Below are 25293 nucleotides of genomic sequence, written 5' to 3'. Positions count from 1 at the left end.
ATGAGTCACAGACCGGAGGTCGGTGCCGGCGTCGCCGACATCGACCTTTCGAATCGGACCGCTCTCGTCACGGGTGCGACGTCGGGCGTCGGCCGAGAGACTGCGCTCGCACTCGGCCGACTCGGCGCGACCGTCTTCGTCCACGGGCGCGACCGAGACGCGGGTCGGAGTGTCGCCGCCGCCATCGATGACGGCGGAGGCGAGTCGGTCTTCTTCCGCGCTGATTTCGCGGAGGTTGACACCGTCCGCAACCTCGCCGACGAGGCTCGCGACCGAACCGACAGACTCGACGTGCTCGTGAACAACGCCGGTGCGCACTTCTCCGAGGGGCAGTTGACCCCCGACGGCGTGGAAAAGACGTTCGCCGTCAACCACCTCGCGCCATTCGTCCTCACCCACGACCTCCGCGACCTGCTTCCCGATGACGGCCGCGTCGTCACCGTCTCGTCGGAGGTCCACCGCCGCGCTGACGGCACCTTCGACGTGACGACACTCGATGACTACGACGGACTCGACGCCTACGCGCGGTCGAAGTTGGCGAACGCCCTGTTCACCGTCGGTCTCGCACGCCGACTCGATGGTCCGACAGCGAACTGCTGTCATCCGGGGTTCGTCCCATCGAGCAGCCTCTGGCGCAATGCCTCGATTCACGTCCGTCTCGGTGTCGGACTGCTCGCGCGACTCCCCTATCGACTCGTCAGCGGCTTTGTGGACACACCGGCGACGGCCGCAGAGACGCTCGTCTACCTCGCCACATCCCCCGACGCCGCAGACGTGAGTGGGCGGTACTTCTCGGACTGCGAACCCATCGAGCCATCGGCAGCTGCGACCGACGAACAACTCGTCCGAGACGTGTGGGAGTTGAGCGAGGAGTTGTCCGGTGTCTCGTGGCCGTCGTGAGTGCCCGCGGTGACCAGTCGATAGTCGTGTCCGACGGAGGGAAACGGACTTACCATTCGGTCGAATCATCTGAGCTATGTCGTTGGAACTCTCCGACAAGCGCGTCCTCGTGACCGGGGGCGCAGGTCTCGTTGGCTCCCATCTCGCCGCCCGCCTCTCCGAAGACAACCACGTCGTCGTCGCGGACGACCTCTCGAAGGGGACCCGCGAGCGCGTCCCAGACGGCGTCGAGTTCGTGCAGGCCGATATGACCGAGCCTGACGAGGTTGCCGAGGCCGTCACCGAAGACCTCGATATCGTGTTCCACTTCGCGGCCTACACGGACACGAACTACAGCAACCCCCGCCAGTTGTTCGAGGAGAACACCGAGATGACGTACAACGTCCTCGAACGCATGCAGGAAGTCGGCGTGACGAACATCGCATTCACCTCTTCTTCGACGGTCTACGGCGAGGCACCGCGTCCGACGCCCGAGGACTACGCACCGCTCGAACCCATCAGCATCTACGGCTCTTCGAAACTCGCAGATGAGGGTCTGCTTTCGACGTTCGCACACTCCTACGACTTCACCGTCTACATGTACCGCTTCGCCAACATCGTCGGCCCGAAACAGCGCGGCAACGTCATCCCCGACTTTATCGAGAAGCTGCTCGAAGACCCAGGCACCCTCGAAATCCTCGGCGACGGCCGACAGGAGAAGTCCTACCTCCACGTCGAGAACTGCATCGACGCGATGTGTCACGTGGTCGAGAACGCAGAGCGCGACTTCAACGTCTACAACCTCGGGACGCGGACGACCACCTCGGTGACAACCATCGCCAACATCGTTTCCGACGTGATGGGCCTCGACCCCGATTACGAGTACACCGGCGGCGACCGCGGCTGGACCGGTGACGTGCCCAAGATGCGCCTCTCCATCGAGAAACTCTCTGCACTCGGCTGGGAGCCGGACAACTCCAGCGACGACGCCGTCCGCCGCGCCGCTGAGGAGCTGTACGACGAACTGCGAGTCGAGTACGAGTAATCAGCAGGTCTCGACACCTCCCCGGAACCGTTCCGCTACCCGGGAGCGAGGCACCTTTCTACCGCGACTTCGTACCCCGGTGCGTGCAGGTCGTCGGCTACGATACCGGAACCCCCGCGCTGTTCGTGAGCACGAGCGACGGCATCGACTCGGTTGACCTCGACCCCGGCACCGAACTCGATTACCGTCTCGAAGACCGCCACTGCGCGGGAACCATCCACGACGACCGCCACATCCCGTGTGACAACGACGGCGCGCCGTACTGCCCGGACCACCGGAGCACGTGGGTCTGCGCCAAGTGTACGGGGACGTGTCTGAAAGACGAGATGGACTGCTACGAGGACCACGCCGTCTACCTCGCCGCCTTCGCCCCGAACACGTTCAAAGTCGGCGTGACGCGCCACTGGCGGGTCGAAACCCGACTTCGAGAGCAGGGTGCGGACCGCGCGGCACACATTCGAACCTTCTCCGACGGCCGCGTCGCCCGCGAGTACGAAGCCGAACTCGCAACCGAAATCTCGGACCGCATTCGCGTGCCGACGAAGATTTCGGGATTCGGACGTGAGGTCGACGCCGACGCGTGGGAGTCGCTTCTCGCCGAATTCGACCCGATAGAGACGTTTTCGTTCGACTACGGACTCGACCTCTCGGGCAGCCCGGTCGCCGAAACTATCGCCACGGGGACGATTCGCGGCGTGAAAGGGCGCGTCCTCGTTCTCGACCACGGCGGGACGGCCTACGCAGTCGACATGCGCGACCTCGTCGGCCACGAACTCGAACGGGGCGGCACCGACCGCGACTTACAGTCGAGTCTCGGTGCATTCAGCTAATTTTGGTCTGCCCCACTCGAGACATTTGGTTGACAGACTCCGAAAGACCGTCAGCACTTTCCGGGTGGACGGCTAACCCGCGACCATGGCTGACGACGAACCCGCAGACGAGACGCAGGCACCCGACGAAGGCGAAAACGGAGAAGACGAAGAGAAGTCGTTCCGCGAGCGAGTCGAAGAGATTCGCAAGCGACGCGAAAAGGAGCGCGAAGAGGGCGAGCGCCCGAGCCCTGACGAGATGATGGGCGGTGGCGGCCCCGGTGGCATGGGCGGCGGCGGCAACCCCTTCGCGCAGATGATGAGCGGAATGATGGGCGGTGGCGGCCCCGGCGGCATGGGCGGCGGCCCCGGCGGCATGGGAGGCAGCAGCCCCCGAGACCCAGAACAGGGAAGCGGTAGCGACGAACAACTCGTCCGAGAAGTCCGACAACTCCGTGACGAAGTCCGCGACGTGAACCGCGAACTGCGTCGCATCGCCGACGCGCTCGAAGACCGCGACTAAGACGACTTCCAGTCGATTGTCTTCTTTTATTGGGACTCGACGCGGTCGTAGAGCGCCGCGAGTCGGTCGACCGAGTGGTCGACGCTCACCTCGTCGCGTCGGTCGAGACACCGCGCACTGAGTTCGTCTCGCTCCGAGAGGGCGCGCCGGATTCCGTGACGGAACCCCTCCAAATCCCTCGATTCGTAGTGGTATCCCGTCACGCCGTCGACGACCGTGTCTTCGAGCGCACCTTCGTTCACGCCGACGACCGGCGTCCCGCAGGCGTTCGCCTCCAGCGCGACGAGTCCCTGCGTTTCGACCGGACTCGGGAAACAGAACACGTCGAGCGCCGAGTAGAACGCGGGAAGGTCCTCGCGGTCTAAGAAACCAAGGAAGCGAGCGTCGACGCCGAGATTGCGGGCGAGTCGCTCTAACTGGTCGCGGGCGGGGCCGTCGCCACCGAAGACGAGCGTCACGTCGAGGTCCGCTGCGGCGCGAATAAGTTCGTCGAGATGCTTCTCGTAGCCGTGTCGCCCGGTGTAACCGATAATCGGACCGTCGCCGAGGTCGTGTCGCCGACGGAACTCGTCGCCATCGGCCGGCGCGAACTGCTCGATGTCGATGCCGTTCGAGAGGACAGCGATGTCGGCGTCGACACCGACTTCCTCCAACAGGCGTCGTTTGGCGTCCTCGCTCGGGACGATAACCGCGTCGGCGCGGTCGAAAAACCAGCGTTCGTAGCGCTCGGCGGTTCGCTCGACGCCGCGCTCGATGGCCCCGACAGAACTGAGATATTCGGCGTACTCGGCGGTGGGCGTGTGGTACGTCGCAACGAGCGGGAGGTCATGGCGGCGAGCGAGTCGAAGCCCCGCCAAGCCGAGACCGAACGGTGTGTGTGCGTGGACGATATCGGCGTCCTCGACGGCCTTCGGAATCCGCGGCGCACCGATTCGTAACCCCTCGTAGAACGGAAACGGTAGGCTCCTGACGGGGTACTCGCCCGGTTCGGATTCGTACTCGTCGTCGTCCGGGAAGATAACGTCCATACGGCCACCGCGGCGTTGCCATCGCTCGCGCCACGTCTGAATCGTGTAAGTGACGCCATTGACGGTCGGTAGGTACGTGTCGGTGAACGCGGCGACCGACTGCATGCCCGGTCGTGTGACCCGGATGGGATAAACCGTTGTGACTTCGCGCTGCCATGATGTGTGTCAGCAAGCAACGCTCGCCAACGCGAGAAAATCGGATTTCAGTCGGCGAACGACCCGTCGAGAACGTCCTCGTAGGTTTCGACGAGTCTGTCACCGACACGGTCGAGGTTGTGCTCGGCGGCCGTTTCGAGAGCGTTTTCACCGAGTCGACGACGGAGGTCAGGGTCGCGGTTGAGAAGGTCGAGCGCCCGACGGAACTCCTCGTCGGTCGAGCACTTCAGGCAGTCGTAGCCGTGGGTGTAGAACTCCTCGAACACGGGGATGTCGCGGATGACGACCGCCTTTCCGCACGCCATCGCTTCGAGGACGGCGATGCCCTGATTCTCGTTTTTCGTCGGGAAGAGATACACGTCGCCGGCACCGAACGCGCCGCGGATGTCGTCGACCCAGCCGGTGAAGGTAACGTTCTCCGGGGCGTTGTTGACCCAGTATTTGACCGCCTTCGAGGCGTGCGGGCCGGAGTCGTACTTGCCGAACCACGCGAAGTCGTAGTCCGTTTCTTTGGCGACGTTACAGAACGTGGTGAGACCTTTCCGCTCGAAGACGCTGCCGACCGCGAACACGACCATGCCGTCGAGGTCGAACTTCTCGCGGTACTCGTCGCGGAGGTCTTCGAACCCTTCGAGCGCCTCGGCATCGACGCCGTTCGACATGGGTCGAATCGGGGCGTCGACCGGGTAGGATTCGAGGATGCCCTTCGTATACTTCGAGGGGCAGAGCACCACGTCGGCTTGCGAGTAGAACCACTTGAGATACTTCCCGAGGGCGGGTGCGACGGCGGTCGACCCGCGGAAGCTCTCGGCGAAGTCCTCGCGCGTGACGTGCGAGTGGAGGACGAGCGGGATGTCGTTTCGCTTGGCGTGTCGGGCAACAGCGACGGACCCCGGCCCGATGAGATTGCAGTGGGCCACGTCGTAGTCGCGGAAGACTCCATCCCCTTGCAGGAGTTCGGCGGCACCTGAGACGGTCGGCTCCGGCCATGGTGAGGTAATGACCTCAACGTCGGTCGTCGCGAGAGCCGCTCGCTGTTGGTCGGTGGAGGTTCCGATGCCGCTCCGGTCGAGCTGCGAGGAGAGCTCGAGGTAGTTCAAGACGCGCACAGTCGCCGTTTTTTCGGACGGGATTTGACCCTACCGGCTTCCAGTTTTGTCGTCTCAGTTCGGAACGTCTTTGTTCGGGCCACGCTCCCCAACGAGTATGAGCATCGCGGAGGAGCGTATCGACCGACTCCACGAACTCGCCCGCGAGGCGGCGAGCGACCGGGACCACGAACGTGCCCGCGAGTACGTTCGCCTCGCGCGCCGGGTCGCAGAGCGGAATCGCTGCGGCCTGCCCAGAGAGTTCCGCCGCTTTACCTGTGATGAGTGCGATGCGTATCTCCGCCCGGGAGTCAACGCTCGCGTCCGGACGCAGTCGGGCGGTCACGTCGTCGTCAGGTGTGACTGCGGGGCGACCAAACGCTACCCGTACTGACTCCATAACTCGATTCTGTCGGCTGCTTTCGCGGTTTCGCGTGCGGGTGACCCCCAAACGGCCGCCGAAGCCTTACTATTGAAGCCTTCTCGCACATAGTAGCAGTCACGTATGGACAAACAGGACCTGCGAAAAGAAGCACACAACCTCGACGTGACCGTCTGGGTGGGCAAAAGTGGTCTCGAAGCGGTCGTCGGCGAACTCAACGACCAACTGGCAAACCAGAATCTCGTGAAAGCGAAGTTCCTTCGCGCATCGCTCGGCGGCACGACGGTCGACGAGGCTGCGGCCGACCTCGCAGAGCGAGTGAACGCCGAACTGATAGAGACGCGCGGGAAGACAGCAGTCTTCCACAGATGAATCTCCTCGCGCTTCCACTCCAGTTACAGGGAGACGGTGGCGCAGTCGGTCAGTTCCTCGCACAGCAGAACATCCCGTACGCGGCGACGTTCGGTGCTATTTTAGGCTTCATTATCGGGTTCGCCGTCGTCTACGTCGTCGGCAAGGCTGTTTTGTCGTCCGTCGTCAGTCGTATGCTCGACCGACGCGGGGCCGACAAACACGCCAAACAGCCCCTGCTGAAGATAGTAACTCTCGTCACGGCGTTTATCGCTCTCGCCGTCGGGTTCGGCTTCGCCGGCCTCGGGAACTTCTTGCAGTCGCTTGCGACCATCGGTGCCGCGGCGACACTCGCAATCGGCTTTGCGATGCAGGACGTTATCGCCAACTTCGTCGCCGGTATCTTCATCTTCACCGACCGACCGTTCCGCATCGGCGACTGGGTCGAATGGGATGGTAACTCGGGTATCGTGGAGGACATCTCCTTTCGCGTGACCCGGGTTCGGACGTTCGACAACGAACTGCTCACTGTCCCGAACTCACAGCTCACGAGCGGCGTCATCAAGAACCCCGTCGCAAAGGACAAGCTTCGACTGCAGGTCCCGTTCGGCATCGGCTACGACGACGATATCGAGAACGCGACCGATATCATCCTCGAAGAAGCCGACAAGCACGAGGGCATCATGACCGACCCCGAACCGTCGGTTCGGCTAACCGAACTCGGCAACTCGGCGGTCGTCCTCAAATCGCGCATCTGGATTTCGAACCCCAGCCGCGCCGACTTCGTCAAGACTCGGGGCGAGTATGTCACCGCGGTGAAAGCACGGTTCGACGACGAGGGAATCGACTTCCCCTACCCGAACCGCACGCTCAGCGGCGAACTCTCCGTCGAAGGGATTGAGCAACTCGCACGGTCAAACGACTGAAAAAGCCCGTCGTGTGAGGGGACTGTCCTCCTCTGCCGTCGTTTCTCGCTTTTTTGTCCGCTTAGAGTTCGATACGCTCGACCAGTCTGTCTTCGGACTTCGTGTTGACCGCGACGATTCTGACGTGGTCTTCGAGTCCCGACCCCTGTAGCTTCGCTTTCAGGAGGTTGTCGACCTGGTAGACGCCCGCGGCGTTCACCATCTCTATCTCCACGAGGACGGCCGCCTCGTCACCTCGTTTCAGCGTGACGTTTCTGATGGCACGACTGGAGAGCGTGTTGATGCCGCGCCCGCCCTTCTCGTAGGGGATACGCGAGCGACCGCGTTCCATGTCGAGCGCGTCGGCGACGCGGATAACACCCGCTTCGAGGGTCAGCGGGTCTTCCTCGCGGTGGTGACAGAGGATTGCGTGGAGGGCTTCGCCTTTGATGCGAACTGCATCGGCGAGGTCGTAAAACTGCGGAAGGAACCTGTCGAGCACGTCCGATGCGAGCGGAATCGAGTAGTAGGCGTGATTGTCGCGGTGGACGATGTGACCGATGTCGTGTAACTGCGCCGCGAGCGCGATGATGACCGCTTCGTCGGCCTCATCGAGTCCCTGTTCGGCCGCGCCGTTGAACTCACAGCCGCCGTCCTTGAGGAGGTCATAGAGTCTGAGTGCACGATTGAGGACGATTTCGATGTGCTTCGGACCGTGGTCGTTGTAACCCTTGCGCGTCACCGCGTTCACGTTCTGCGCTTCGAGGAGCGTCACTATCTCCTCGTCTTCGAGCAGTGCAGGAAGCACCTCGTTGAGTTTCTCGTCGGGGAACGCGTGGTCTGCATCGGGGTCGTAGGCTCGACCACCATCGAGGGACTCTTCAGAATCGCTCATGATACAGATGGTCGTCGTACCGAGAAAAAAGAACTGGGGAAAATCCGGGACAGGAGCGTCCCCCGCGACCTATACCGATGCAGCGGGACCTTCGAGTGCTGCGGCCGCCGCTTCGACCGCCTCGTAGTCGGGTTCGACGCCGGGGTCGTCGCTGACCCACTCATAGGTAATTTCGCCGTCGCCGTTCACGACGAAGACCGACCGCTTGGCGACGCGGTTGACACCGAGGTCGGCGAAGTCCATCTCCACGTCGTACGCGTCGACGAGTTCGCGATTCGTGTCGCTAATGAGACCGAAGTTGAGATTGTTCTTCTCGGCGAACTCCGAGAGCGTAAACGGTGTGTCGATGCTGACACCGTAGACTGTCGCCCCGATATCTTCGAAATTTGCCATCTGGTCGCGGAAGGTGCACATCTCCGTTGTGCAGACGCCGGTAAAGGCCGCGGGGAAGAATGCGAGGACGATGGGAGCTTCGTCGAGGTGTTCAGAGAGCGTGAACAACTCGATATCGCCGTCGATGTCGGTCAGCGGTGCGGTAAAATCAGGCGCAGTGTCGTCGACAGATACCATATGCGGTGCATATTCGCGGGGGGCACATTATCTCTGCGTCGGCGGAGATACACGGTCCCGTACTCCCGGCCGACAGTTACGCATCCAAACAGGTGATTCGAGCGTCCGGCCACAAGATATTCGTAGGAGTTGCCCTCGTTCGAGGGCTGTGGACTCCGATTTCGATGCATCCGACCAACGTTATTCTGCAATTCCTGAGGCCGTAGAAGGCAAAAAGCCTATAATTGCCACTGGACAACGCAGAAATAGCGATGTTCGAGACCATTACCCCCCTGTTTCCGGGACTCCCGGGCGGGCCGGAGCTGCTCATCGTCCTCCTCGTGCTCGTCCTGCTGTTCGGCGCGAACAAGATTCCGAAACTTGCTCGCTCTACCGGGCAGGCCATGGGCGAGTTCCAGCGCGGACGCAACGAAATCGAAGAAGAACTGAAAGAGATGGAAGGCGACGACGAGGAAACCACCTCCGAAACGTCGACGTCAACGTCAACGTCAACCGAGACGTCGACCGAGACGGAGGCGTAATCGCAGCTTCTTCCTCGATTTTTCTCTCCCGGCCAACGGGGTCGAACCACGCGATTTTTGATTCGCCCTGAAAGACGTTTCTGTAGGGCGTGTGGCCTAGTGGACAGGGCGAGAGGTTCCTAACCTCTCGATCGCGGGTTCGAATCCCGTCGCGCCCGCTTCACTCACTTCGTTCGTTCAGCGGGCGCTCCTGAATCCCACTCGGCGGTGCCTCGTGGGATTCCCGTCGCGCTCGTTTTCCTAGAACGAAGTGAGCAGTGAAAACGGCACGAGGGATTCGAATCAGGGAGCAACTTGTTGCGACCGAGGTTCGAATCTCGTGACCGGAGGTCACGAAGTGCAGCGCGTAGCGCCCGTTAAAATACACAGCCACGTCAGCTACGGCTCGTAATGGCTGACGTGCTCCGGTTTGATTGAGAGAATAATGCGTTCAGTCTGGATTGGGTTGGGATATTCATCCTCGCCCATATATCGTTTTGTCATCTCGTCGATGTGCTTGCGTGCCCCTTCCGTGGTGAGTTCGTTGACCTCACCTCGGACGGAGAGCATGCGGTAAGGGTTCTCCGGGTCGGTCATACTGATTGCGACTCGCCGGTCATTTCGGACGTTTTTCTCTTTTCGGCGGCCACGTTCCGTATTCACTAACAGGCGATTAGCATCGGCGTCGTAATCAACCCATACCGGCGTCACATGCGGACTCCCATCCGGCAAAATCGTCGACAGATGGGCGAACGTCTGCTTCTCGAACAGGTCTTGGAAGTCAGCAGGGATCGAAGCCATAGTGACAATTAGTGACACATCTACTAATACACACCTCCTGTTTGCACCTGACCCGAATTCGGTTCGTCTGAGACTCGACAATTGACCCATCTGACTCGTTTCCTGAGGGGTATCGAGACTCCCCGAGACAACAAGATGACAACCGAAAACCCGTCGATAGCGACAGCAACGACGCCTATTTTGTATCCCTAAATAGCCAATTAAGGTGCGACTCTGGTTGATAAGTCTGTTTCGACGATAATAAACACTATAAAAAGAGTACTTAAACAAGTTTTAAACTGTGAATTAAATGAGAAAAAGACTTTTCCATCGGCCCGAATACCCGGAGGACAATGGCAACCGAAGACGCCGACGGAGCAAATCGCAAGGCGTTAGCTGGTGACACCGAGCCACCGGCGGAGGGAGACACCGCTCCGGAGCAGGCGTCGAACGCCCGTGTCGGCGCGTACACATGGGCAGATTTTCTCGACGAGTACGGAGATGACGGTGATGTTTCGGCCCTCTATGGCTTCGACCCCCGTGCTCGCAGCGACGCACCGGGACAATCCCGGTGGGAAGACGACGACGAACGGGAGATTCCGACGCCAGGTCGGACCGACTGGGAAGGTGTGAGTCTCGACCCCGAGGCGTATCTCGATTTCCACCCGGTCGATGTCACCGACTTCGTCGGCAAACGCGGTGCACACGCGACGGACATCCACGAGCAGTTCGAGGCGTTTTGCGACCCCGAGACGACGCCCGTCGTCAAAGACGAGTGGCTGTGGGAGCATTACAAACGCGAGTACTACTACGAGGACGACGGCTCGCGCCCACGCGACGACGAGGGTAAAATCGTCCGCTTCGACGCCGAAGACGCCCTCGGATTCGACCCCGACTATATCGAGAACGCGCTCGCACGGGGTGGACAGCGGGCCGAAGAACTCAACGCGGTAATCGAAGAGCGGACCGTCGATGTCGACCCCGACCTCGACGAAGACGCGTTCTTTTCGAGCGCAGACGGAACGACGACGCTGGCGAATCGCTACGACCTCGAAAAAGCGGTTCCGATGGAGAAGAAGACGCACTTCCGCGAAGTCGAGCGGTACTGGGTCAACAAGCCCTACGCGTTCGTCATCCTCTTTCACTCGGTCAAGGAAAACGAGACGAAGTACTACGTCGTCGAACCGCACTTGAATCGCATCGAAGACGACCTGACTGAGTTCCTCACGAGCAAGCTTCGAACCGCGATTAAATACGGCGACGACAGCGTCGTCGAGGGCGGTCCGGACAACCGTGGTCGGGTCATCGAAGCACAGACCTACGAACTGCTGTCTCGCTACGACCTCTACGACGCGCCCAACTCTTCGGGAGACAGTGTCGACAACGACGAATCCGACGCTTCGGGTCTCGTCTCTCGACTCGGGTTAGACGGTCTCTTCGGCGGCGGTGACGATACGAGTACGTCGACCACTGGCAACCAAAAACAGCGTTTCGGTGGCTTAGGCTCGCGATTCGGGCTGGGGAGCATCTTCGGCGGAGGAAGCCAAGATTCTGGTGACGATGACCCACTCGGCGGAATCGACGGCATCGCGGCCCGCCCGGAATCGGCGGTCCTCGCCGACGACGCCGACGACCTGAACGACTATCAGGTTCGGAAGATGCAGTACTATCTCCGTCGCGACTTCATCGGGTACGAACGCATCGACGGTATCAAACACGACATCAACGTCGAGGACATCTCGTGTGACGGCTACAACTCGCCGGTGTTCGTCTACCACTCCGACTACGAACAGATAATCTCGAACGTCTATCACGGCGAGGGCGAACTCGACGATTTCGTCGTCAAACTCGCTCAGCGGTCCGGCAAAGGTATCTCGAAGCGACGGCCACAGGTGGACGCGACGCTCCCCGACGGGTCGCGTGCGCAACTCACGCTCGGCCGTGAGGTGTCCGACCACGGAACCAACTACACCATCCGGCAGTTCAAGGACGTTCCGTTCACGCCCATTGACCTCATCAACTGGTCGACGTTCTCGCTCGAAGAGATGGCGTTCCTGTGGCTCTGTATCGAGAACGACAAGAGCCTGATTTTCGCAGGTGGCACCGCATCCGGGAAGACCACCTCGCTCAACGCAGTCTCGCTTTTCATCCCGTCGAATACGAAAATCGTCTCCATCGAGGACACCCGTGAGGTCGAACTCCCCCAGCGGAATTGGATTGCCTCCGTCACCCGCCCGTCGTTTGCTGACGACGACAAAGGTGACGTAGACGAGTTCGACCTGCTCGAAGCCGCGCTTCGCCAGCGCCCCGACTACATCGTCATGGGCGAGATTCGCGGCGAAGAAGGCCGGACACTCTTTCAGGTCATGTCGACGGGGCACACTACCTACACGACGTTCCACGCCGACTCGGTCGGCGAGGTGCTCAAGCGATTCACGACCGCGCCAATCAACGTCTCGAAGACGATGTTCACCGCGCTCGACCTCGTCTCTATCCAGACATCGACGCGGGTCGGCGGCAACAAGGTACGCCGAAACAAGTCGCTCACCGAAATCAACCACTACGACCCCGAAAACGACGAAATCAACGTTCAGGACGTATATCAGTGGCAAGCCGAGACGGACGAATTCCTCCAGATGGGGTCGTCGAACACGCTCGAAGAAATCAAATTCGACCGCGGGTGGAATCAGGAGACACTCGAACTGGAGATATTCAAGCGGCAGGTCATCCTCGCGTACCTCATCGACCGCGGTCTCAACACGTATACGCAGGTCGCAGCGACGTTTCAGGCGTTCATCAACGACCAAGACACCATCATCGGCCTGATGGCGACCGACGACCTCGAACGCAGTCTCGAAGACCTTCGCGAGATGGAGTCAGTCCACATCAATATCGACCCCGAAAGTGAGGCGATGGTCCCGCGACCGGAGCCGCCGGAACACGTCCGAAAGCTGGCCAAGAAGATTCTCCGTCGGGCCGAAGAAGAGCTATTCCCCGACTACCGTGGCCGCGACGTCGGCGAGGTCGCAGAGGCACTCGGGCACATGCGTAACGAACCGGACGTGGAAGCAGACCCCGCACAGCACGCCGAACTCGACGCACTCGAAGAGGCGACAACTGACCCCGAACTCGACGAAGGAACCGAACGCTCAGAACTTGACGAAGGCGACGAAACGCCCGAAATTGCGGGCGACGACGGCCCGTCATCACTCGACGGTGAGGACGAAACCCCGGCGCTCGAATCGGGGCCCGACGATGCCGAGAGTGGGTCGGCTGACGACCTGTGGAACTCGATTCAGGAGTCTGACGTTGACGCCGACGACCACTTCGATTTCAATGAGAGCGCACCGTCGTTCCCCGACCCCAACGACGACGATGTCGACCTCGACGACTTCTTCGGTGCATTCGGTCTCGGGGAGTCAAAAGCGGGTGACACGAGTCACAGTAGCCCGGCTCACGACGAATCAGGGTACGACCAGTTGACACATGATGAACCAGAGTACGACCAGTCGACCCACGACGACCCGACCGAAAGCCACACCGCAGACGACGAGACCTGGGGCGGCTTCGAAGCCGCGGAGACCGACACCCCAACTGCGAACGAGTCCAACAAGCAGAGAGCCGAATCAGGAGGTGAAGGCTCAGACGAGCAGGCGGCCGAATCGGACGGCGAAACGTCACCCGACCCAGTAGACGAGACGGCGGCCACCGCCGACGGTGAAGGGACGGGTGAAAACGCGGACGAACAGCCGACCGATTCTGACGAGAACGCGGACGAACAGCCGACCGGCTCCGGTGAGGACGAGTAGATGAGCAACATCGACTCGGGCACATCCGGTGGGCTCGACCGCAGCACGGACACGCTCGGCGACGCGTTCTACCCGCTGTTCCAACTCCTCTTCGACGAAGACGGCGAGTTCGTCGCCGACATCGAAGAGAAACTCCAGCAGGCGCGGATGCCGAACACTGTCGAACTCTACCTTTCGCGGGCACTCGCTATCGGCGTCCTCGTCGGTTTCGCACTGTGGTTCGTCGGAATGCTCGTCGGCTACGGCGTCTTCGCACTCGGGCTCATCTCGGCCGAGTCGCTGAGTCTGGGCATTCCCGTGGCGAGTGAGTCGACGGCGAACCTCCTCCGGTCGCTTGCGATGCCCGCTGCCGTCGTCATCTCGGGCATCGTATTCGGGTCGGTCGGCTTCGGAACCGGATTCGGGACACTCGTCGCGATACCGTACTCGAAGGCGTCGTCCCGCAAGCGAGAGATCAACATGCTCCTTTCGGATTCGATTTCGTTCATGTACGCCCTGTCGGTCGGTGGGCTGAACCAACTGGAGATTCTGGAAGCGATGGCACGGGCCGAAGACACCTACGGCGAGGTTTCGCGGGAGTTCCAGAGCATCGTTCAGGAGACGGAGTATTTCGGCACCGACTACCGAAACGCCATCCGACAACAGGCGGTGTTGACGCCCTCCGACGAACTCGCGCAGTTCCTCACGGACATGCTCTCTATCGTCAACTCCGGCGGCGACATGCAGGGTTTCCTCGACGACAAGAAGGACAAGCACCTCCGAACGGCTAAACAACAGCAAGAACAGACCCTGGAAACCATGGAGCTGTTCGGCGAGATGTACATGACGCTGTCGCTGTTCCCGCTGCTTCTTATCATCATTCTCGTCATCATGAGCATGCTCGGGAAGGCACAGCAGGAACTCCTCTACGCGACGGTCTACGGGCTCATTCCACTGACTGGGGTTGGCTTTCTCGTCCTCGTCTCGACGGTCAAACAGGACGAAACGGGCGACGGCTTCCTCAGCCCTGAAGACGAAAGCGACCGCCTGCAGGGCCAACAGCGAGAAGGACTCGTCCACATGGGTCTCGTCGAATCGTACGTCGGCGATTTTAGCCTGTTCTCGCGCATCAAATCCCGCGAAGGGACGTTCAAGACGAAGGTACTCCTGCGCCAACCGCACCTGTTCTTCAAACGGTACCCGATGTTCACGCTCACGTTGACGGTGCCTGCGGCCGCAGTGCTCCTCGCTATCGGTGTCGTCGGTGGGACCGCTCCGACGACGTGGGACGGAATGATTGCGAAACCGGTCTGGGGGACATTCATCTGGTTTTACGTCCCGGTCTACCTGATAGCCGTCCCGCTAACCGCCTTCCACGAGTGGAGCGTTCACTCTCGGTCGGCGATTACGGGAAAACTCTCCGACAACCTCCGAAAGCTGTCCAGCGCGAACGACACCGGACAGACGCTCCTCGAATCCATCAAGACCGTCTCAGATACCTCGTCAGGCAAACTCGCGGACGAGTTCGAAGTCATGTACGCGAAGGTTCACTACGGGATGAGCCTCAGGGAGGCGCTCGTCGAGTTCAACAACAAGTATCACATCCCGCGTCTCGCCCGGACAGTCAAACTCATCACCAAGGCACAGGAGGCGTCCAGCCAGATTACGGAGGTACTGACGACGGCGGCACAGGCTTCCGAAAATCAAGACGATATCGAGCGCGAGCGCATCTCGCGGACCCGGATGCAGGTCGCCATCATCCTCATGACCTACATCACGCTTCTCGCGGTCATGGCCATCCTCAAAACGCAGTTCCTCGACGTGATGGCCGGACTCTCGACGCAGGCGTCCAGTTCGGGCGGCGGGGCAACTGGCGGCCCGGACTTCGGCGGGGCCATCGACCCGGACCTGCTCTCGCTTCTGTTCTTCCACGGCGTCACCATTCAGGCGATGCTCTCAGGGTTCATCAGCGGCTACATCCGCAGCGCCGACCTCCTCGCGGGGGTCAAATTCGTCGTCATCCTGCAGACGCTCGCACTCGGCGTGTGGACGGTGGTTGGCTGATGAATCGACGCCGGCGAGCGAACGCGAACGCTGGAAGCGGTGACCGCTGGGCAACCCGCGCGCAGACGACTGTCGACTTCGCCATCGGCGTCGGTATCTTCCTTCTCGCCGTCGCGTGGGTCGTCGGGACCATCCCACAGATTCTCGACCCGTTCGAGGCGGAACAGGACCGACCGCTCGTCGCCAACCGCGCGGCCGACTCGCTCACCCGAAATCTCCTCGTCGAGTCCGAACAGCCGAACGTCCTCAACGAGACGTGCACGGACGCCTTCTTCGATGGCAATCCGCCACCCACAGGCTGTCACTACGACAACGCCGACCCGAACATCGCCACCGGCATCGACGACTCCTACGGGATGAACGTCACGCTCTCACGGCACGGAACGGTCGTCGATACAACGGGTAAACCGGTTCCAACCTCTCGAAGCGTCGTCTCGGCCCGCCGTGCGGTCCTCCTCGACGGCGCACTGCACGAGTTGACGGTGAGGGTGTGGTGACCGTGTCCCGCGCACAGGCACACGCGCTCGAAGCGTTTGTCGCGGCGACGGTCCTGCTCGCGAGCGTTACCTTCGCGCTGCAGGTAACTGCCGTGACGCCGCTGACTGCGAGTACGTCGAGCCAGCACATCGAGAACCAACAGGCAGCGGTCGCAGACGGTATTCTGACCGCGGCCGCCGAAAACGGGACGCTGAAACGGACCGTCCTTTTCACCCATCCGGAAAACGGGAGCTTCTACGACTCCGGGGCGGAAGGATACTACGTCGATGGCGGCCCGCCGACGTCCTTCGGGGCGATGCTCGACCAGTCGTTCTTAGAGCGCGGCATCGCCTTCAACGTCTACGTTCACTACCTTCGGGACCGCGAGGTCCGCCGGACGACGCGACTGGTCTACATGGGTGACCCGAGTGACCACGCCGTCTCGCGGACTCGCTTGGTGAGTCTGGACGACAACGATACGCTCTACAAACCGGGAACTGGTCCCGGCGGTGCCGACCGTGCTGTCCGGTCCAGAGACACGCTCCGGTCCGTAGACGATGCTGCCGACGAGACGTACTTCGTCCAAGACGGGAGTTCCGGCCCGCTCTACGCCCTCGTCAACGTGGAGGTGGTCGTATGGCGGATGTAACCGGAGACGGAGACGACCGCGGGCAACTCATGCTCGTCTCAGCCCTCGCAATCGCAGTCCTCCTCGTCGGCCTCGCACTGACGCTCAACACGGCGATATACACGGAGAACCTCGCGACGCGAACGACTGACACGAATCTCGACGGAGCCGTAAATCACGGCGGCGCTGTCGAGATGGGCGCGGGAGAACTCCTCGACGAAGTGAACCGCGATGGCGGGTCCTACTCGTCGCTCACCGATGCGTTCGACTTGGCCCTTGGAAACTGGAGCGATACCGCCGCCACACTCACCGCCGTCAGAGGGGCGGTGACAAACGCTTCGCGCACCGACCGCGTCGATGGAACTCGAATCTCGCAGTCGGATTCGACGCGGGACTTCACGGACCGAAGCGGCTCGGGTGACTGGACACTCGCAACCGACGTCGGCGTCCGCGGCGTTCGGTTCAACGTCTCGCGCGACTCGCTGGCGACGAGCAGCGGGTCGGCGTTCGAACTCGTCTTGGACGACGGAAGTGCGCAGGTCGAAACGGAAGTGTACCGAGATTCGACACACGTCTTCGTGACGGTCGAGGACGCTAGCGGGTCGCGTTCGACGTGTAGTGTCGCCGCCGACTCGGGCGATTACGTCAGACTCGACGTTCCCGCAGGGGAACTCAACGGGACGGCGTGTGACCCCCTCGATACTGTTCAGACCGACCTCAGCGGCAAGACGACAGTGACCTATCGCAGTTCGACACAGGCCGAAGGCACCTACGAACTGTTTGTCAACAAGACGAACAGTACCGTCTTCGACGCCGCGAAATACGAACCGGCGGACAGTGGCTCGTCGCCGGTCGCCGAAGAGGCGCTGTACGCCGTGAACGTGTCGTACGTCTACCAGACCGGCGAGACGTACGTCTCTAGAGAAGTTCGGGTCGCACCGGGTGAGATTACATGAGGCTTCGTTCGCGCTCGACCGCCCGCGGCGTTTCGACGGCACTCAGCTACGTTCTCACGCTGACTATCACCGTCGTCCTCGTCTCTGGGCTGATGGTCGCCGCCGGCGGATTCGTCTCCGACGAACACGCCCGAGTCACCGAAACAGAACTCGACGTTATCGGAAACCGGTTGGCTGCTGGTATCGAATCGGTCGACCGCGTCGCATCCGACGGTGGAAAGACAAGCGTCAACGCGACGGTTCAGCTCCCGCCGCGTGTGGCTGGCACGACGTATACCATCGAAATCGTGCCGGGGTCGCCGAACGAACTCGTACTTACGTCGACAGACCCGAGTCTGACGGTTCGTGTCCCGGTGAAGACGACCGCGCCACTCGACGCCGGTCGGGTCGATGGCGGCGACGTGTTCGTCACCTACGACACGGCGTCCGGAACGCTGGAGGTGGGCGCATGAACGACCGGGGTGTGAGCGACACACTCGGGTTCGTCTTCGTCTTCGCCATCATTCTCTCGACGGTTGCCGTGGTCACGACCATCGGGATGGCCGGCCTGCAAGACACCCGTGACGTAGAGCGGGTCAACAACGCCGAGCGGGCATTCGACATTTTGGGCGACAACATGGAGGACATCGCGGACCGCGGCGCGCCGAGTCGTGCGACGGAAGTAAAAGTCGAAGAAGCCCGACTGTATCTCGACACTCCTGTCGAGTTCGTCATCTCCGGCGAGTTGACGACGGACTCGTCGGTCAACTTCACGAATACGTACGAAGTCTCGCCGGTCGTCTACGAAGCCGATACGAGTGAGGAACGACTCGTCTATGTCTTCGACGCACTGCTCCGCACGCGCGGAAACAGTGGGACGTTCGTCCGAACGCCGTCGCTCGTCCTCACGCAGGACCGCGTGCTGATTCCGGCGTTCGTGACGCGCCCGGACGAATCGGCGACGACGGCCGTCGGTGGGTCGGGGACGTTTCTCGTCCGCGCCGACAAGGCGGCGAGTAACGTGCTCGCGGCCCGGTCTGAGGGCCAGTACGACGTGAACATCACCGTTCGTTCCCCCCGGGCCGCGCTTTGGCGCGACGAGTTATCACGCCGACCGGACGTGACCTGCGACCCTGTCGTCGCACCCGCGACTTCCGATGACTACCCGAGCGTTTCCTGCTATGTCGACGGCGCGGAACGGGTGTACGTCGTCTCGACCGCGGTCGACCTGACGTTCGCGGACTGAGTTCTCTTTTTTTTATTTACCCTCACTCGACTCGGACTTCGACCTCGTTTTCTGTGACGTGCAGGAAGGTGATGAACTGGCCACCCTCCGCTTGGTCGTAGACGAGTTCACCGCTCGACCCGGACTCATCGACACTCTGGCTGTTGCCTGGACCGTCCGTGACTGTCAGTTCGAACTGCGGTGAGACGAGCGAGAAGTAGTGGTTGACGACGAAGGCCATCTCCGCGGTGTCGCCGTCGCCCTTGTGGTACGTCTGTCCGCTATCGGCGGTGTGCTCGTCGAAGGTGACGCTGTCGTAGGCGCTTCCGTCGACGATTTCGGGCGCGAAGTGCCACTTGTTCTGGTTCCCGAAGCCTTTGTCCGACTGGATGTCGCCGTACGTCATCTGCTCCGAACTCGTGAAGTCGACGGTGACTTCGGGGTTGCTCGTCGTGCAGTCGATGCTCACGGCGTCGCTGGTGTCCGGGTCGAGGTTTTTCGCCTGCCAGCCGTGGTACTTGTCGTCTTCGGTCGCGTAGTAGAGCGTCAGGTCGAACGTGCCGTCGTAGCTGCCAGATTTACACTTGTCGTCGGCCTGGACGTGGAGTTCGAGGTCTTTCTGGTCGCCGTCGTAGTACATCCCCCACTCCATATTCTGGAGGTGCTGGTCGTTCGAGAGCGTAATCGTGAACGTGGAGACGTTGTGGTCGCCGGCCATCCCTCGAACGTCGAGCGACGTGCCCTCGTTCGGCATCTGGAACTCGCCGACGAGACCCAGGGTTTCCAGTTCGACGCTGGCGGTCTTATTGGAATCGTAAACGGTCACATTCCCTTCCGTTCGTGACTCGAAGAACGACGCCCATCCCTTGTAGTGGTCGCTGTGGACTGCCACAATGACCGTCCCGTTGCTGACGGGATTATCGTAGCTGTCAGGGATGGTGGTGTAGCTTGCCGTCTCGTTCGGGTACACGCGACGAGCGCGCTCGGTCGCCGAGACGCTCGCCCGCACGCCACCCGACGCCGAGCCGTCGCCGCTGAGTCGGACGATAGGGAGCGTGAGTGTCGCCCCGCGGTAGTGGAACTCCGGCGGGGAAACCATCGTCGACCCGCCGTCCTGCGTTCGCCAGACGCCGCCGCCTTCGTAAGCGATTCGCGTGTCGCCGTCGCGGTACTCGACGCTCCCGAGTGACTCGTTGTAGAGTACTTCGTCGTCGCCGTCGTCGGTGTAGTTCTTGTGTGTGATGCGAATCCAGGCGGAATCGTCGTCGATGACGTAGCTTCCGCCGCCGGTCCCGCCGAGGTCGACGTACTGGGTGTCACCTTCCCCGAGCGCGGAGATGGCGACGCGGGAGTCAAAAAGCGTCATCGAGTGTTCGGCGCGCGTGAGTCGTGACTCCTGTTTCGTCTCTTCGAGGGCGACCCCGCCGAAGGCGACGACGGTTGTCGTCCCAACCACTGTGATAGCCAAGAGGAGAATCACCGCAATCGGCGACGTTTGTGCCGTCCGGTCGCGGACGACGCGATAGACTAACGGAACCCGAGGGCGACCGCTCATTACCATTCTCCACGATGTGTGGGGTCAAAACGTCGCGGGGTACGTGACAGTCAAGCAATCTGAATTGTTAGTTTGGAAATGTCAACTAAACGTGGCTGTCATATGCGCTATTGAAAATGAACGAAAGCGCCACGACGGCCGTGGTTCGAACGGGGAGTACACTGAATCCTCTTGCTGTGTATTGAGAGACGCCATGAAGGTCAACAGCCCTCGGGAAATCGTGTCGTCGTTGGTGGTCACTCTCGCGTTCCGCTACGGGCTGGCGTTTCTCTACACCAGAAACACCGCCACACAGGTTGTATCGCTTCCCGAGGATGGGGTCTGGGTGTTGCAGTATTTCGTCTCAAATGAGCCACTTCTCGCCGCCGTGCTGTTCGGCCTCGCCCTCGTTATCTCGCTGTTTTTTTACGTCGGCCCGCGGGAAAGGCCGGCTCACCATCGGCGACTGAACGAATTCCCGGCTCGTTAGCCCGGACAGCCGTGAATCACACACCCGAACAGCAGATACAGCGGAACATACCCGAGAAGAAGTGTGCTGCCGAATGTGAGCAAACCGAAGGTTTGCGAAGGCCGTGAACGGGGTTCACGGGATTTGAACCCACTCGCAAATCAGAGATTTGCTCGCTGCTCAAATCCCGTCTCGAACAGGCATGATTTCGCGCGACACCGGTTGGCCTCGCAGGACTCCTACCGGAGTCACTGCTCGTCGGGTGGTGTCGCGGAGAATAGTGGACTCGCCGGGAGTCACGTGAGCGGAGCGAACGTGACGTCGGCGAGTCCACGAACGACTGGAGGGAGTGAAACGACCGAAAGGAAGTGAGTGGACTCGCCGGGACTGAGCAAACCGAAGGTTTGCGAGGGTCGTGAACGAAGTTCACGGGATTTGAACTTGACTCGCTCCCTACGGTCGCTCGTGCGGTTCAAATCCCGTCTCGAACAGGCACGATTTCACGCGACACCGGTTGGCCTCGCAGGACTCCTACCGGAGCCACTGCTCGTCGGGTGGTGTCGCGGAGAATAGTGGACTCGCCGGGATTTGAACCCGGGGCCTCTCCCATGCCAAGGGAGTGATCTACCCCTGATCTACGAGCCCTCAAACGCATCCAATCATTTCCCGGTCGAATAAATAAGGGCTTCGAATCGTTTGACGGCTGTGGGGTGATCGCGTGAAGCGCATCGCACGCTGGACGCGAAGAGCGAACCGACCGTATTTTTCAGTCGCTCGCCGAACTGGGTGGTATGACGGACAACGCCCTCGAAGTTCCAGTGGTGTGTGACGTGTGCGATACGACGACTCGTGTGCCGCTTTCCGACCTTCCCGAGGCGGTTCAGCGACACAACGACCAGCAACACGACGGGGACGATATCGCGCAGGTCGATCCTGAAATCGTCCAGCACGTGACCGACCTCGCGGCGAAGGACATCGGCGTCGCTGAAGACGAGGCGTAAACTCACGAGGTGGATTAGAACCAGTTTGCTTCGCGCCCACCGATACCGAGGGCGTTTGCCGGACTCGCCGGGAGTCACGCGAGCAGCGCGAGCGTGACATCGGCGAGTCCACGAACGACTGAAGGGAGTGAAACGACCGAAAGGAAGTGAGTGAACTCGCCGGGAGTGAGCAAACGAAGGTTTGCGTGGGCCGTGAACGGAGTTCACGGGATTTGAACTTGACTCGCTCCCTACGGTCGCTCGTGCGGTTCAAATCCCGTCTCGAACAGGCACGATTTCACGCGACACAGTATGGACTCGCAGGGCTCTTGACAGAGCCACTGCTCGTTGGGTAGTGTCGCGGAGAATAGTGGACTCGCCGGGAGTCACGTGAGCGGAGCGAACGTGACGTCGGCGAGTCCACGAACGACTAGAGGGAGTGAAACGACCGAAAGGAAGTGAGTGGACTCGCCGGGATTTGAACCCGGGGCCTCTCCCATGCCAAGGGAGTGATCTACCCCTGATCTACGAGCCCGCACCCACTGATAGCCGCCACCCATTTAGAAGCCCTTCGATTCTCATGCGCCGCGAGTCGAAACGGTTTAACCCGGCGCGCGTGCAGATGTCGATGGGAATCTAGCACGGCCGCAAATCTGACGTGCCCGCGTTTGCGGGCTTGGGATTGCGGTAGTGCCCCAGTAGTCGTCAATGCGACTACGGGGTACTCGTTTCTGCGGTCAGTGCGGTTCCAACCCGCAACAATGGCACGAATGCACACCCGCCGCCGTGGCTCGTCCAGCTCGGACAAGCCGGTGGCAGACGAAGCACCGGAGTGGAGTGACGTCGACGCAGCAGACATCGAAGCGCGCGTCGTCGAACTTGCTGAACAGGGCAACGACCCCAGCCAGATTGGCCTTGCACTGCGCGACGAAGGCGTCAAGGGCGTTCCGATTCCGGACGTCAAACTCGCCACGGGCAAGAAGGTCACCACCATCCTCGAAGAGAACGACGCCGCGTCCGACCTCCCCGAGGACCTCCGTAACCTCATGGAGCGCGCCGTTCGCCTCCGCGAGCACATGGAAGAAAACCAGCAGGACAAGTCCAACCGTCGTGCGCTCCAGAACACGGAGTCGAAGATTCGCCGTCTTGTTTCCTACTACCAAGGGAACAAGCTCGACGAAGACTTCACGTACAGCTACGACGTCGCCGTCGAACTCCTCGAAAAGTAATTAGATGTCCGTGAGCCCCGCCGAACAGACACCCGCCGCCGACGCCGCCGCGACGCTCCGCGAGGCGACATTCGTTCGTCTCCGCGTGCACACCAGCGGTGCCGCTGTCGCCGCCGCAGGTGTCATCGGGCGGGCGCTCAGGACACTCGACGTCCCCTTCCGTATTCGGGCGACCGACGCTCCAGACACCGCCGCGAACGACGACGTCGCGGCCGTCGTGGGGTTGTCGGACGCCGATGCAGACCTCGAACTCGACCCGCGTGACGCCGGTTCCGTCGTCCGCGAACTCGGTGTCGACCCCGACCCGGTGGTCACACTGGCCGGTCTCCACGCCGCCGGTGTCTCTCCGGAGGGCGAGACCGAACTCGTTGAGGCGGCGACCGACGCGGGCGTCGACTCCCGACCCGGTGTGGCCGTCCCGACGGGCGACCTCGCCGATGGGTTGGCGCACTCGACGCTCGTCCACACACCGTTTTCGGCCGACAGAGAACGCGCACAGGCGGCACTTGCCGAACTGGCGCTTCCGGCTGAGCTCGACGCTGATGCGCACCGGCGGGTTGCCTCCCTCGTCGCTATCGAGGCGACGACCGGCGAGGCAACCCCGCGGGCGGTAACGACGGTTGAGCGCGTCCTTCATCCGGACGCGACCCCGAACGGCTTGTTTGCGACCGTCGGCGGATTTGCCGACGTGCTCGATGCAACCGTTCGGGAGACGCCCGGTGTCGCAATCGCACTGGCGCTCGGTCACGACGTTCGTGACTCGGCGCTGGACGCGTGGCGCAAGCACGCGCAATCGACTCACGCAACACTCCGAGAGGCGACCACCGGCCGCTATGAGAGTCTCTATGCGCTCTCGTGTGACCTGTCGTCGCCCGGGAGACTCGCGACCGTCGCGCGTCTCGCCCGCGACTTCCGGTCGCCAGAACCAACCGTTCTTGCGGTCGGTGTCGGTGCTGCGGCGCTCGTCTCGACCGGTCCAGCCGGACTTGACGAGCAACTGGCCGCGGCCGCGACCGAACTTGACGATGCGTCTGCAACCGGCTCAGCCGAGGAAGCGACGATGACCTTCGACCCCGCAGTGGAGTCGAAAGATGTCATCGCGGCCGTCAGGGAGGTACGCCGATGACTCGGCGTGCGACCCTGCGGACCACGCACGACGACCCGAGCGTCGTCGCTGCGGCACTCACCCCGGACAACACGGACTCGATGCACACGACAGTCGAGGGGGACGAACTTGTCACGACAATCGAACGCGATTCGACCGGGGGGCTTCACTCCACGGTCGATGATTACGTCGTCAACGTGACGGTCGCACAGACCGTCATCGAAGCAACACGAACGCACACAGACACTAACCATGAGTGAACGATCCGTCTCTAAGCAGAAGCGCGGAAAGCGATGGTACACGGTCATCGCTCCCGAGAATTTCGACCGTAAGGAACTCGGCGCAACCTTCGCCGACGAACCCGAGAAGGTCTACGGCCGCACCGTCGAATCCACCCTTGGCGAACTCAACAACGACCAGGGTGCGAACAACGTCAAGCTCACGTTCAAGGTGAACGACGTCGGCGGCGACTCCGCCTACACTGAGTTTGTCCAGCAGGAGCTGACCCGAGACTACCTCCGCAGCCTCGTCCGCCGCGGTGCCTCGAAGGTCGAAGCCAACGTCACCGCCGTGACGAAGGACGACCACCGTGTTCAGCTCCAGCCTGTCGCCTTCACCACGAAGAAGGCAGACCGCAGCCAAGAACACGAAATCCGCCGCATTATGATCGACCTCACCCAAGAGGCTATCACCGGCCACACCTACGACTCGCTCACCGAGAGCGTCGTCGAGGGCCGCCTCTCGTCGGCCATCTACGGCGATGCGAAGCAGATTTACCCCCTGCGCCGCGTCGAGGTCAAGAAGTTCTCCCTCGAAGCCCGCCCCGAAGAGATCGAGGCGGAAGAGGAAGCCGCCGTCAGCGTCGACGAAGAAGACGTTGCAGTCGACGTCGACGAAGACGAAGCGTAAGCCCGTCACACCGACGGTCTGACTTCGACTTTCGATTTC

27 protein-coding genes and 3 tRNA genes are annotated in these 25293 nt (G+C 61.5%); 22 read left to right on the top strand and 8 right to left on the bottom strand.

Annotated features, from left to right (window positions below; genetic code table 11):
• From HFX_RS05770 to HFX_RS05755, 4 genes are all read left to right on the top strand, one after another.
• Nucleotides 1–900 (top strand): SDR family oxidoreductase, encoded by a 900-nt coding sequence (locus HFX_RS05770; protein WP_179955330.1) that lies wholly within the window; start codon nt 1–3, stop codon nt 898–900.
• A gap of 76 nt (nt 901–976) precedes the next feature.
• Nucleotides 977–1924 (top strand): NAD-dependent epimerase/dehydratase family protein, encoded by a 948-nt coding sequence (locus HFX_RS05765; RefSeq protein WP_004572491.1) that lies wholly within the window; start codon nt 977–979, stop codon nt 1922–1924.
• An 83-nt stretch (nt 1925–2007) separates the two neighbouring features.
• Nucleotides 2008–2754 carry a DUF2797 domain-containing protein gene (locus tag HFX_RS05760; protein WP_004572492.1) on the top strand — a complete coding sequence of 249 codons (747 nt, stop codon included), beginning with the start codon at nt 2008–2010 and terminating at the stop codon, nt 2752–2754.
• Between the two features lie 85 nt (nt 2755–2839).
• Nucleotides 2840–3256: a hypothetical protein gene (locus HFX_RS05755; RefSeq protein ID WP_004572493.1), complete on the top strand. Its 417-nt coding sequence runs from the start codon at nt 2840–2842 to the stop codon at nt 3254–3256.
• Between the two features lie 26 nt (nt 3257–3282).
• Here the strand turns inward: HFX_RS05755 and HFX_RS05750 are convergent, their stop codons facing one another.
• Both HFX_RS05750 and HFX_RS05745 read right to left on the bottom strand, forming a co-directional pair.
• Nucleotides 3283–4389 (bottom strand): glycosyltransferase family 4 protein, encoded by a 1107-nt coding sequence (locus tag HFX_RS05750; protein WP_004572494.1) that lies wholly within the window; start codon nt 4387–4389, stop codon nt 3283–3285.
• Nucleotides 4390–4487: 98 nt separating this feature from the next.
• Nucleotides 4488–5549 (bottom strand): glycosyltransferase family 4 protein, encoded by a 1062-nt coding sequence (locus HFX_RS05745; RefSeq protein ID WP_004572495.1) that lies wholly within the window; start codon nt 5547–5549, stop codon nt 4488–4490.
• 97 nt (nt 5550–5646) lie between these two features.
• On the opposite strand from HFX_RS05745, the gene HFX_RS05740 reads away from it, so the two are divergent.
• The 3 genes from HFX_RS05740 to HFX_RS05730 all read left to right on the top strand — a co-directional run bounded on the left by HFX_RS05740 (nt 5647) and on the right by HFX_RS05730 (nt 7187).
• Complete coding sequence (locus HFX_RS05740) at nt 5647–5922, top strand: ribonuclease P protein component 4 (protein ID WP_004572496.1); 276 nt, start codon at nt 5647–5649, stop codon at nt 5920–5922.
• Between the two features lie 111 nt (nt 5923–6033).
• Entirely contained in the window at nt 6034–6282 is a 249-nt protein-coding gene (locus tag HFX_RS05735; RefSeq protein WP_004572497.1) for a YhbY family RNA-binding protein, read from the top strand.
• Nucleotides 6279–7187: a mechanosensitive ion channel family protein gene (locus HFX_RS05730; protein WP_004572498.1), complete on the top strand. Its 909-nt coding sequence runs from the start codon at nt 6279–6281 to the stop codon at nt 7185–7187. Before HFX_RS05735 ends, HFX_RS05730 begins: the two co-directional genes overlap by 4 nt.
• A gap of 61 nt (nt 7188–7248) precedes the next feature.
• Here HFX_RS05730 and HFX_RS05725 read toward each other — a convergent pair whose 3' ends face one another.
• Both HFX_RS05725 and HFX_RS05720 read right to left on the bottom strand, forming a co-directional pair.
• A complete protein-coding gene (locus HFX_RS05725; RefSeq protein ID WP_004572499.1) occupies nt 7249–8061 on the bottom strand; it encodes an HD domain-containing protein in 813 nt (270 codons plus the stop codon).
• Between the two features lie 69 nt (nt 8062–8130).
• Entirely contained in the window at nt 8131–8631 is a 501-nt protein-coding gene (locus tag HFX_RS05720; RefSeq protein ID WP_004572500.1) for a redoxin domain-containing protein, read from the bottom strand.
• 251 nt (nt 8632–8882) lie between these two features.
• Here HFX_RS05720 and tatA point away from each other — a divergent pair, with 251 nt between their 5' ends.
• Both tatA and HFX_RS05710 read left to right on the top strand, forming a co-directional pair.
• Nucleotides 8883–9152 carry a twin-arginine translocase TatA/TatE family subunit gene (tatA, locus tag HFX_RS05715; protein WP_004572501.1) on the top strand — a complete coding sequence of 90 codons (270 nt, stop codon included), beginning with the start codon at nt 8883–8885 and terminating at the stop codon, nt 9150–9152.
• 85 nt (nt 9153–9237) lie between these two features.
• Nucleotides 9238–9310: transfer RNA gene (locus HFX_RS05710), tRNA-Arg, on the top strand.
• 220 nt (nt 9311–9530) lie between these two features.
• Here HFX_RS05710 and HFX_RS05705 read toward each other — a convergent pair.
• Complete coding sequence (locus HFX_RS05705; RefSeq protein ID WP_004572502.1) at nt 9531–9932, bottom strand: PPOX class F420-dependent oxidoreductase; 402 nt, start codon at nt 9930–9932, stop codon at nt 9531–9533.
• A 332-nt stretch (nt 9933–10264) separates the two neighbouring features.
• On the opposite strand from HFX_RS05705, the gene HFX_RS05700 reads away from it, so the two are divergent.
• Genes HFX_RS05700 through HFX_RS05670 form a run of 7 tightly spaced genes read left to right on the top strand, consistent with a single transcriptional unit; the run spans nt 10265 to nt 19049 of the window.
• Nucleotides 10265–13720, top strand: coding sequence for an ATPase, T2SS/T4P/T4SS family (locus HFX_RS05700; protein WP_004572503.1), 3456 nt, complete (start codon nt 10265–10267; stop codon nt 13718–13720).
• Nucleotides 13721–15763, top strand: a complete 2043-nt coding sequence (locus tag HFX_RS05695) for a type II secretion system F family protein (protein ID WP_004572504.1) — start codon at nt 13721–13723, stop codon at nt 15761–15763.
• Nucleotides 15763–16260, top strand: coding sequence for a DUF7287 family protein (locus HFX_RS05690; RefSeq protein WP_004572505.1), 498 nt, complete (start codon nt 15763–15765; stop codon nt 16258–16260). The genes HFX_RS05695 and HFX_RS05690 overlap by 1 nt, the downstream gene beginning before the upstream one ends.
• A complete protein-coding gene (locus HFX_RS05685) occupies nt 16254–16889 on the top strand; it encodes a DUF7288 family protein (RefSeq protein WP_004572506.1) in 636 nt (211 codons plus the stop codon). Before HFX_RS05690 ends, HFX_RS05685 begins: the two co-directional genes overlap by 7 nt.
• Nucleotides 16877–17824 (top strand): hypothetical protein, encoded by a 948-nt coding sequence (locus tag HFX_RS05680; RefSeq protein ID WP_004572507.1) that lies wholly within the window; start codon nt 16877–16879, stop codon nt 17822–17824. Before HFX_RS05685 ends, HFX_RS05680 begins: the two co-directional genes overlap by 13 nt.
• On the top strand, nt 17821–18276 hold the full coding sequence (locus HFX_RS05675) for a DUF7266 family protein (RefSeq protein WP_004572508.1): 456 nt from the start codon (nt 17821–17823) through the stop codon (nt 18274–18276). Before HFX_RS05680 ends, HFX_RS05675 begins: the two co-directional genes overlap by 4 nt.
• Entirely contained in the window at nt 18273–19049 is a 777-nt protein-coding gene (locus tag HFX_RS05670) for a DUF7289 family protein (RefSeq protein WP_004572509.1), read from the top strand. The genes HFX_RS05675 and HFX_RS05670 overlap by 4 nt, the downstream gene beginning before the upstream one ends.
• A gap of 22 nt (nt 19050–19071) precedes the next feature.
• Here HFX_RS05670 and HFX_RS05665 read toward each other — a convergent pair whose 3' ends face one another.
• Nucleotides 19072–20583: a DUF7289 family protein gene (locus tag HFX_RS05665; RefSeq protein WP_004572510.1), complete on the bottom strand. Its 1512-nt coding sequence runs from the start codon at nt 20581–20583 to the stop codon at nt 19072–19074.
• Between the two features lie 193 nt (nt 20584–20776).
• On the opposite strand from HFX_RS05665, the gene HFX_RS05660 reads away from it, so the two are divergent.
• On the top strand, nt 20777–21052 hold the full coding sequence (locus HFX_RS05660) for a hypothetical protein (RefSeq protein ID WP_004572511.1): 276 nt from the start codon (nt 20777–20779) through the stop codon (nt 21050–21052).
• A gap of 552 nt (nt 21053–21604) precedes the next feature.
• Here HFX_RS05660 and HFX_RS05655 read toward each other — a convergent pair.
• Nucleotides 21605–21676: transfer RNA gene (locus HFX_RS05655), tRNA-Ala, on the bottom strand.
• 146 nt (nt 21677–21822) lie between these two features.
• Between HFX_RS05655 and HFX_RS05650 the strand changes: the two genes are divergently transcribed.
• Nucleotides 21823–22032: a hypothetical protein gene (locus HFX_RS05650; protein ID WP_004572512.1), complete on the top strand. Its 210-nt coding sequence runs from the start codon at nt 21823–21825 to the stop codon at nt 22030–22032.
• A gap of 442 nt (nt 22033–22474) precedes the next feature.
• Here HFX_RS05650 and HFX_RS05645 read toward each other — a convergent pair.
• Nucleotides 22475–22546 (bottom strand) — tRNA-Ala (locus HFX_RS05645).
• Between the two features lie 226 nt (nt 22547–22772).
• Here HFX_RS05645 and HFX_RS05640 point away from each other — a divergent pair.
• The 4 genes from HFX_RS05640 to HFX_RS05625 are packed head-to-tail and all read left to right on the top strand — an operon-like array spanning nt 22773 to nt 25254.
• Nucleotides 22773–23240: a 30S ribosomal protein S15 gene (locus HFX_RS05640; RefSeq protein ID WP_004572513.1), complete on the top strand. Its 468-nt coding sequence runs from the start codon at nt 22773–22775 to the stop codon at nt 23238–23240.
• A gap of 4 nt (nt 23241–23244) precedes the next feature.
• On the top strand, nt 23245–24366 hold the full coding sequence (locus HFX_RS05635; RefSeq protein ID WP_004572514.1) for a hypothetical protein: 1122 nt from the start codon (nt 23245–23247) through the stop codon (nt 24364–24366).
• Nucleotides 24363–24605 carry a KEOPS complex subunit Pcc1 gene (locus HFX_RS05630; RefSeq protein WP_004572515.1) on the top strand — a complete coding sequence of 81 codons (243 nt, stop codon included), beginning with the start codon at nt 24363–24365 and terminating at the stop codon, nt 24603–24605. Before HFX_RS05635 ends, HFX_RS05630 begins: the two co-directional genes overlap by 4 nt.
• Entirely contained in the window at nt 24598–25254 is a 657-nt protein-coding gene (locus HFX_RS05625; protein ID WP_004572516.1) for a 30S ribosomal protein S3ae, read from the top strand. Before HFX_RS05630 ends, HFX_RS05625 begins: the two co-directional genes overlap by 8 nt.
• Nucleotides 25255–25293: the final 39 nt, after the last annotated feature.

The sequence above is a fragment of the Haloferax mediterranei ATCC 33500 genome, assembly GCF_000306765.2.
Lineage (GTDB): Archaea > Halobacteriota > Halobacteria > Halobacteriales > Haloferacaceae > Haloferax > Haloferax mediterranei.
The sequence above is the reverse complement of the archived record's forward strand: the minus strand, read 5'-3'. Positions and strand labels throughout refer to the sequence as shown.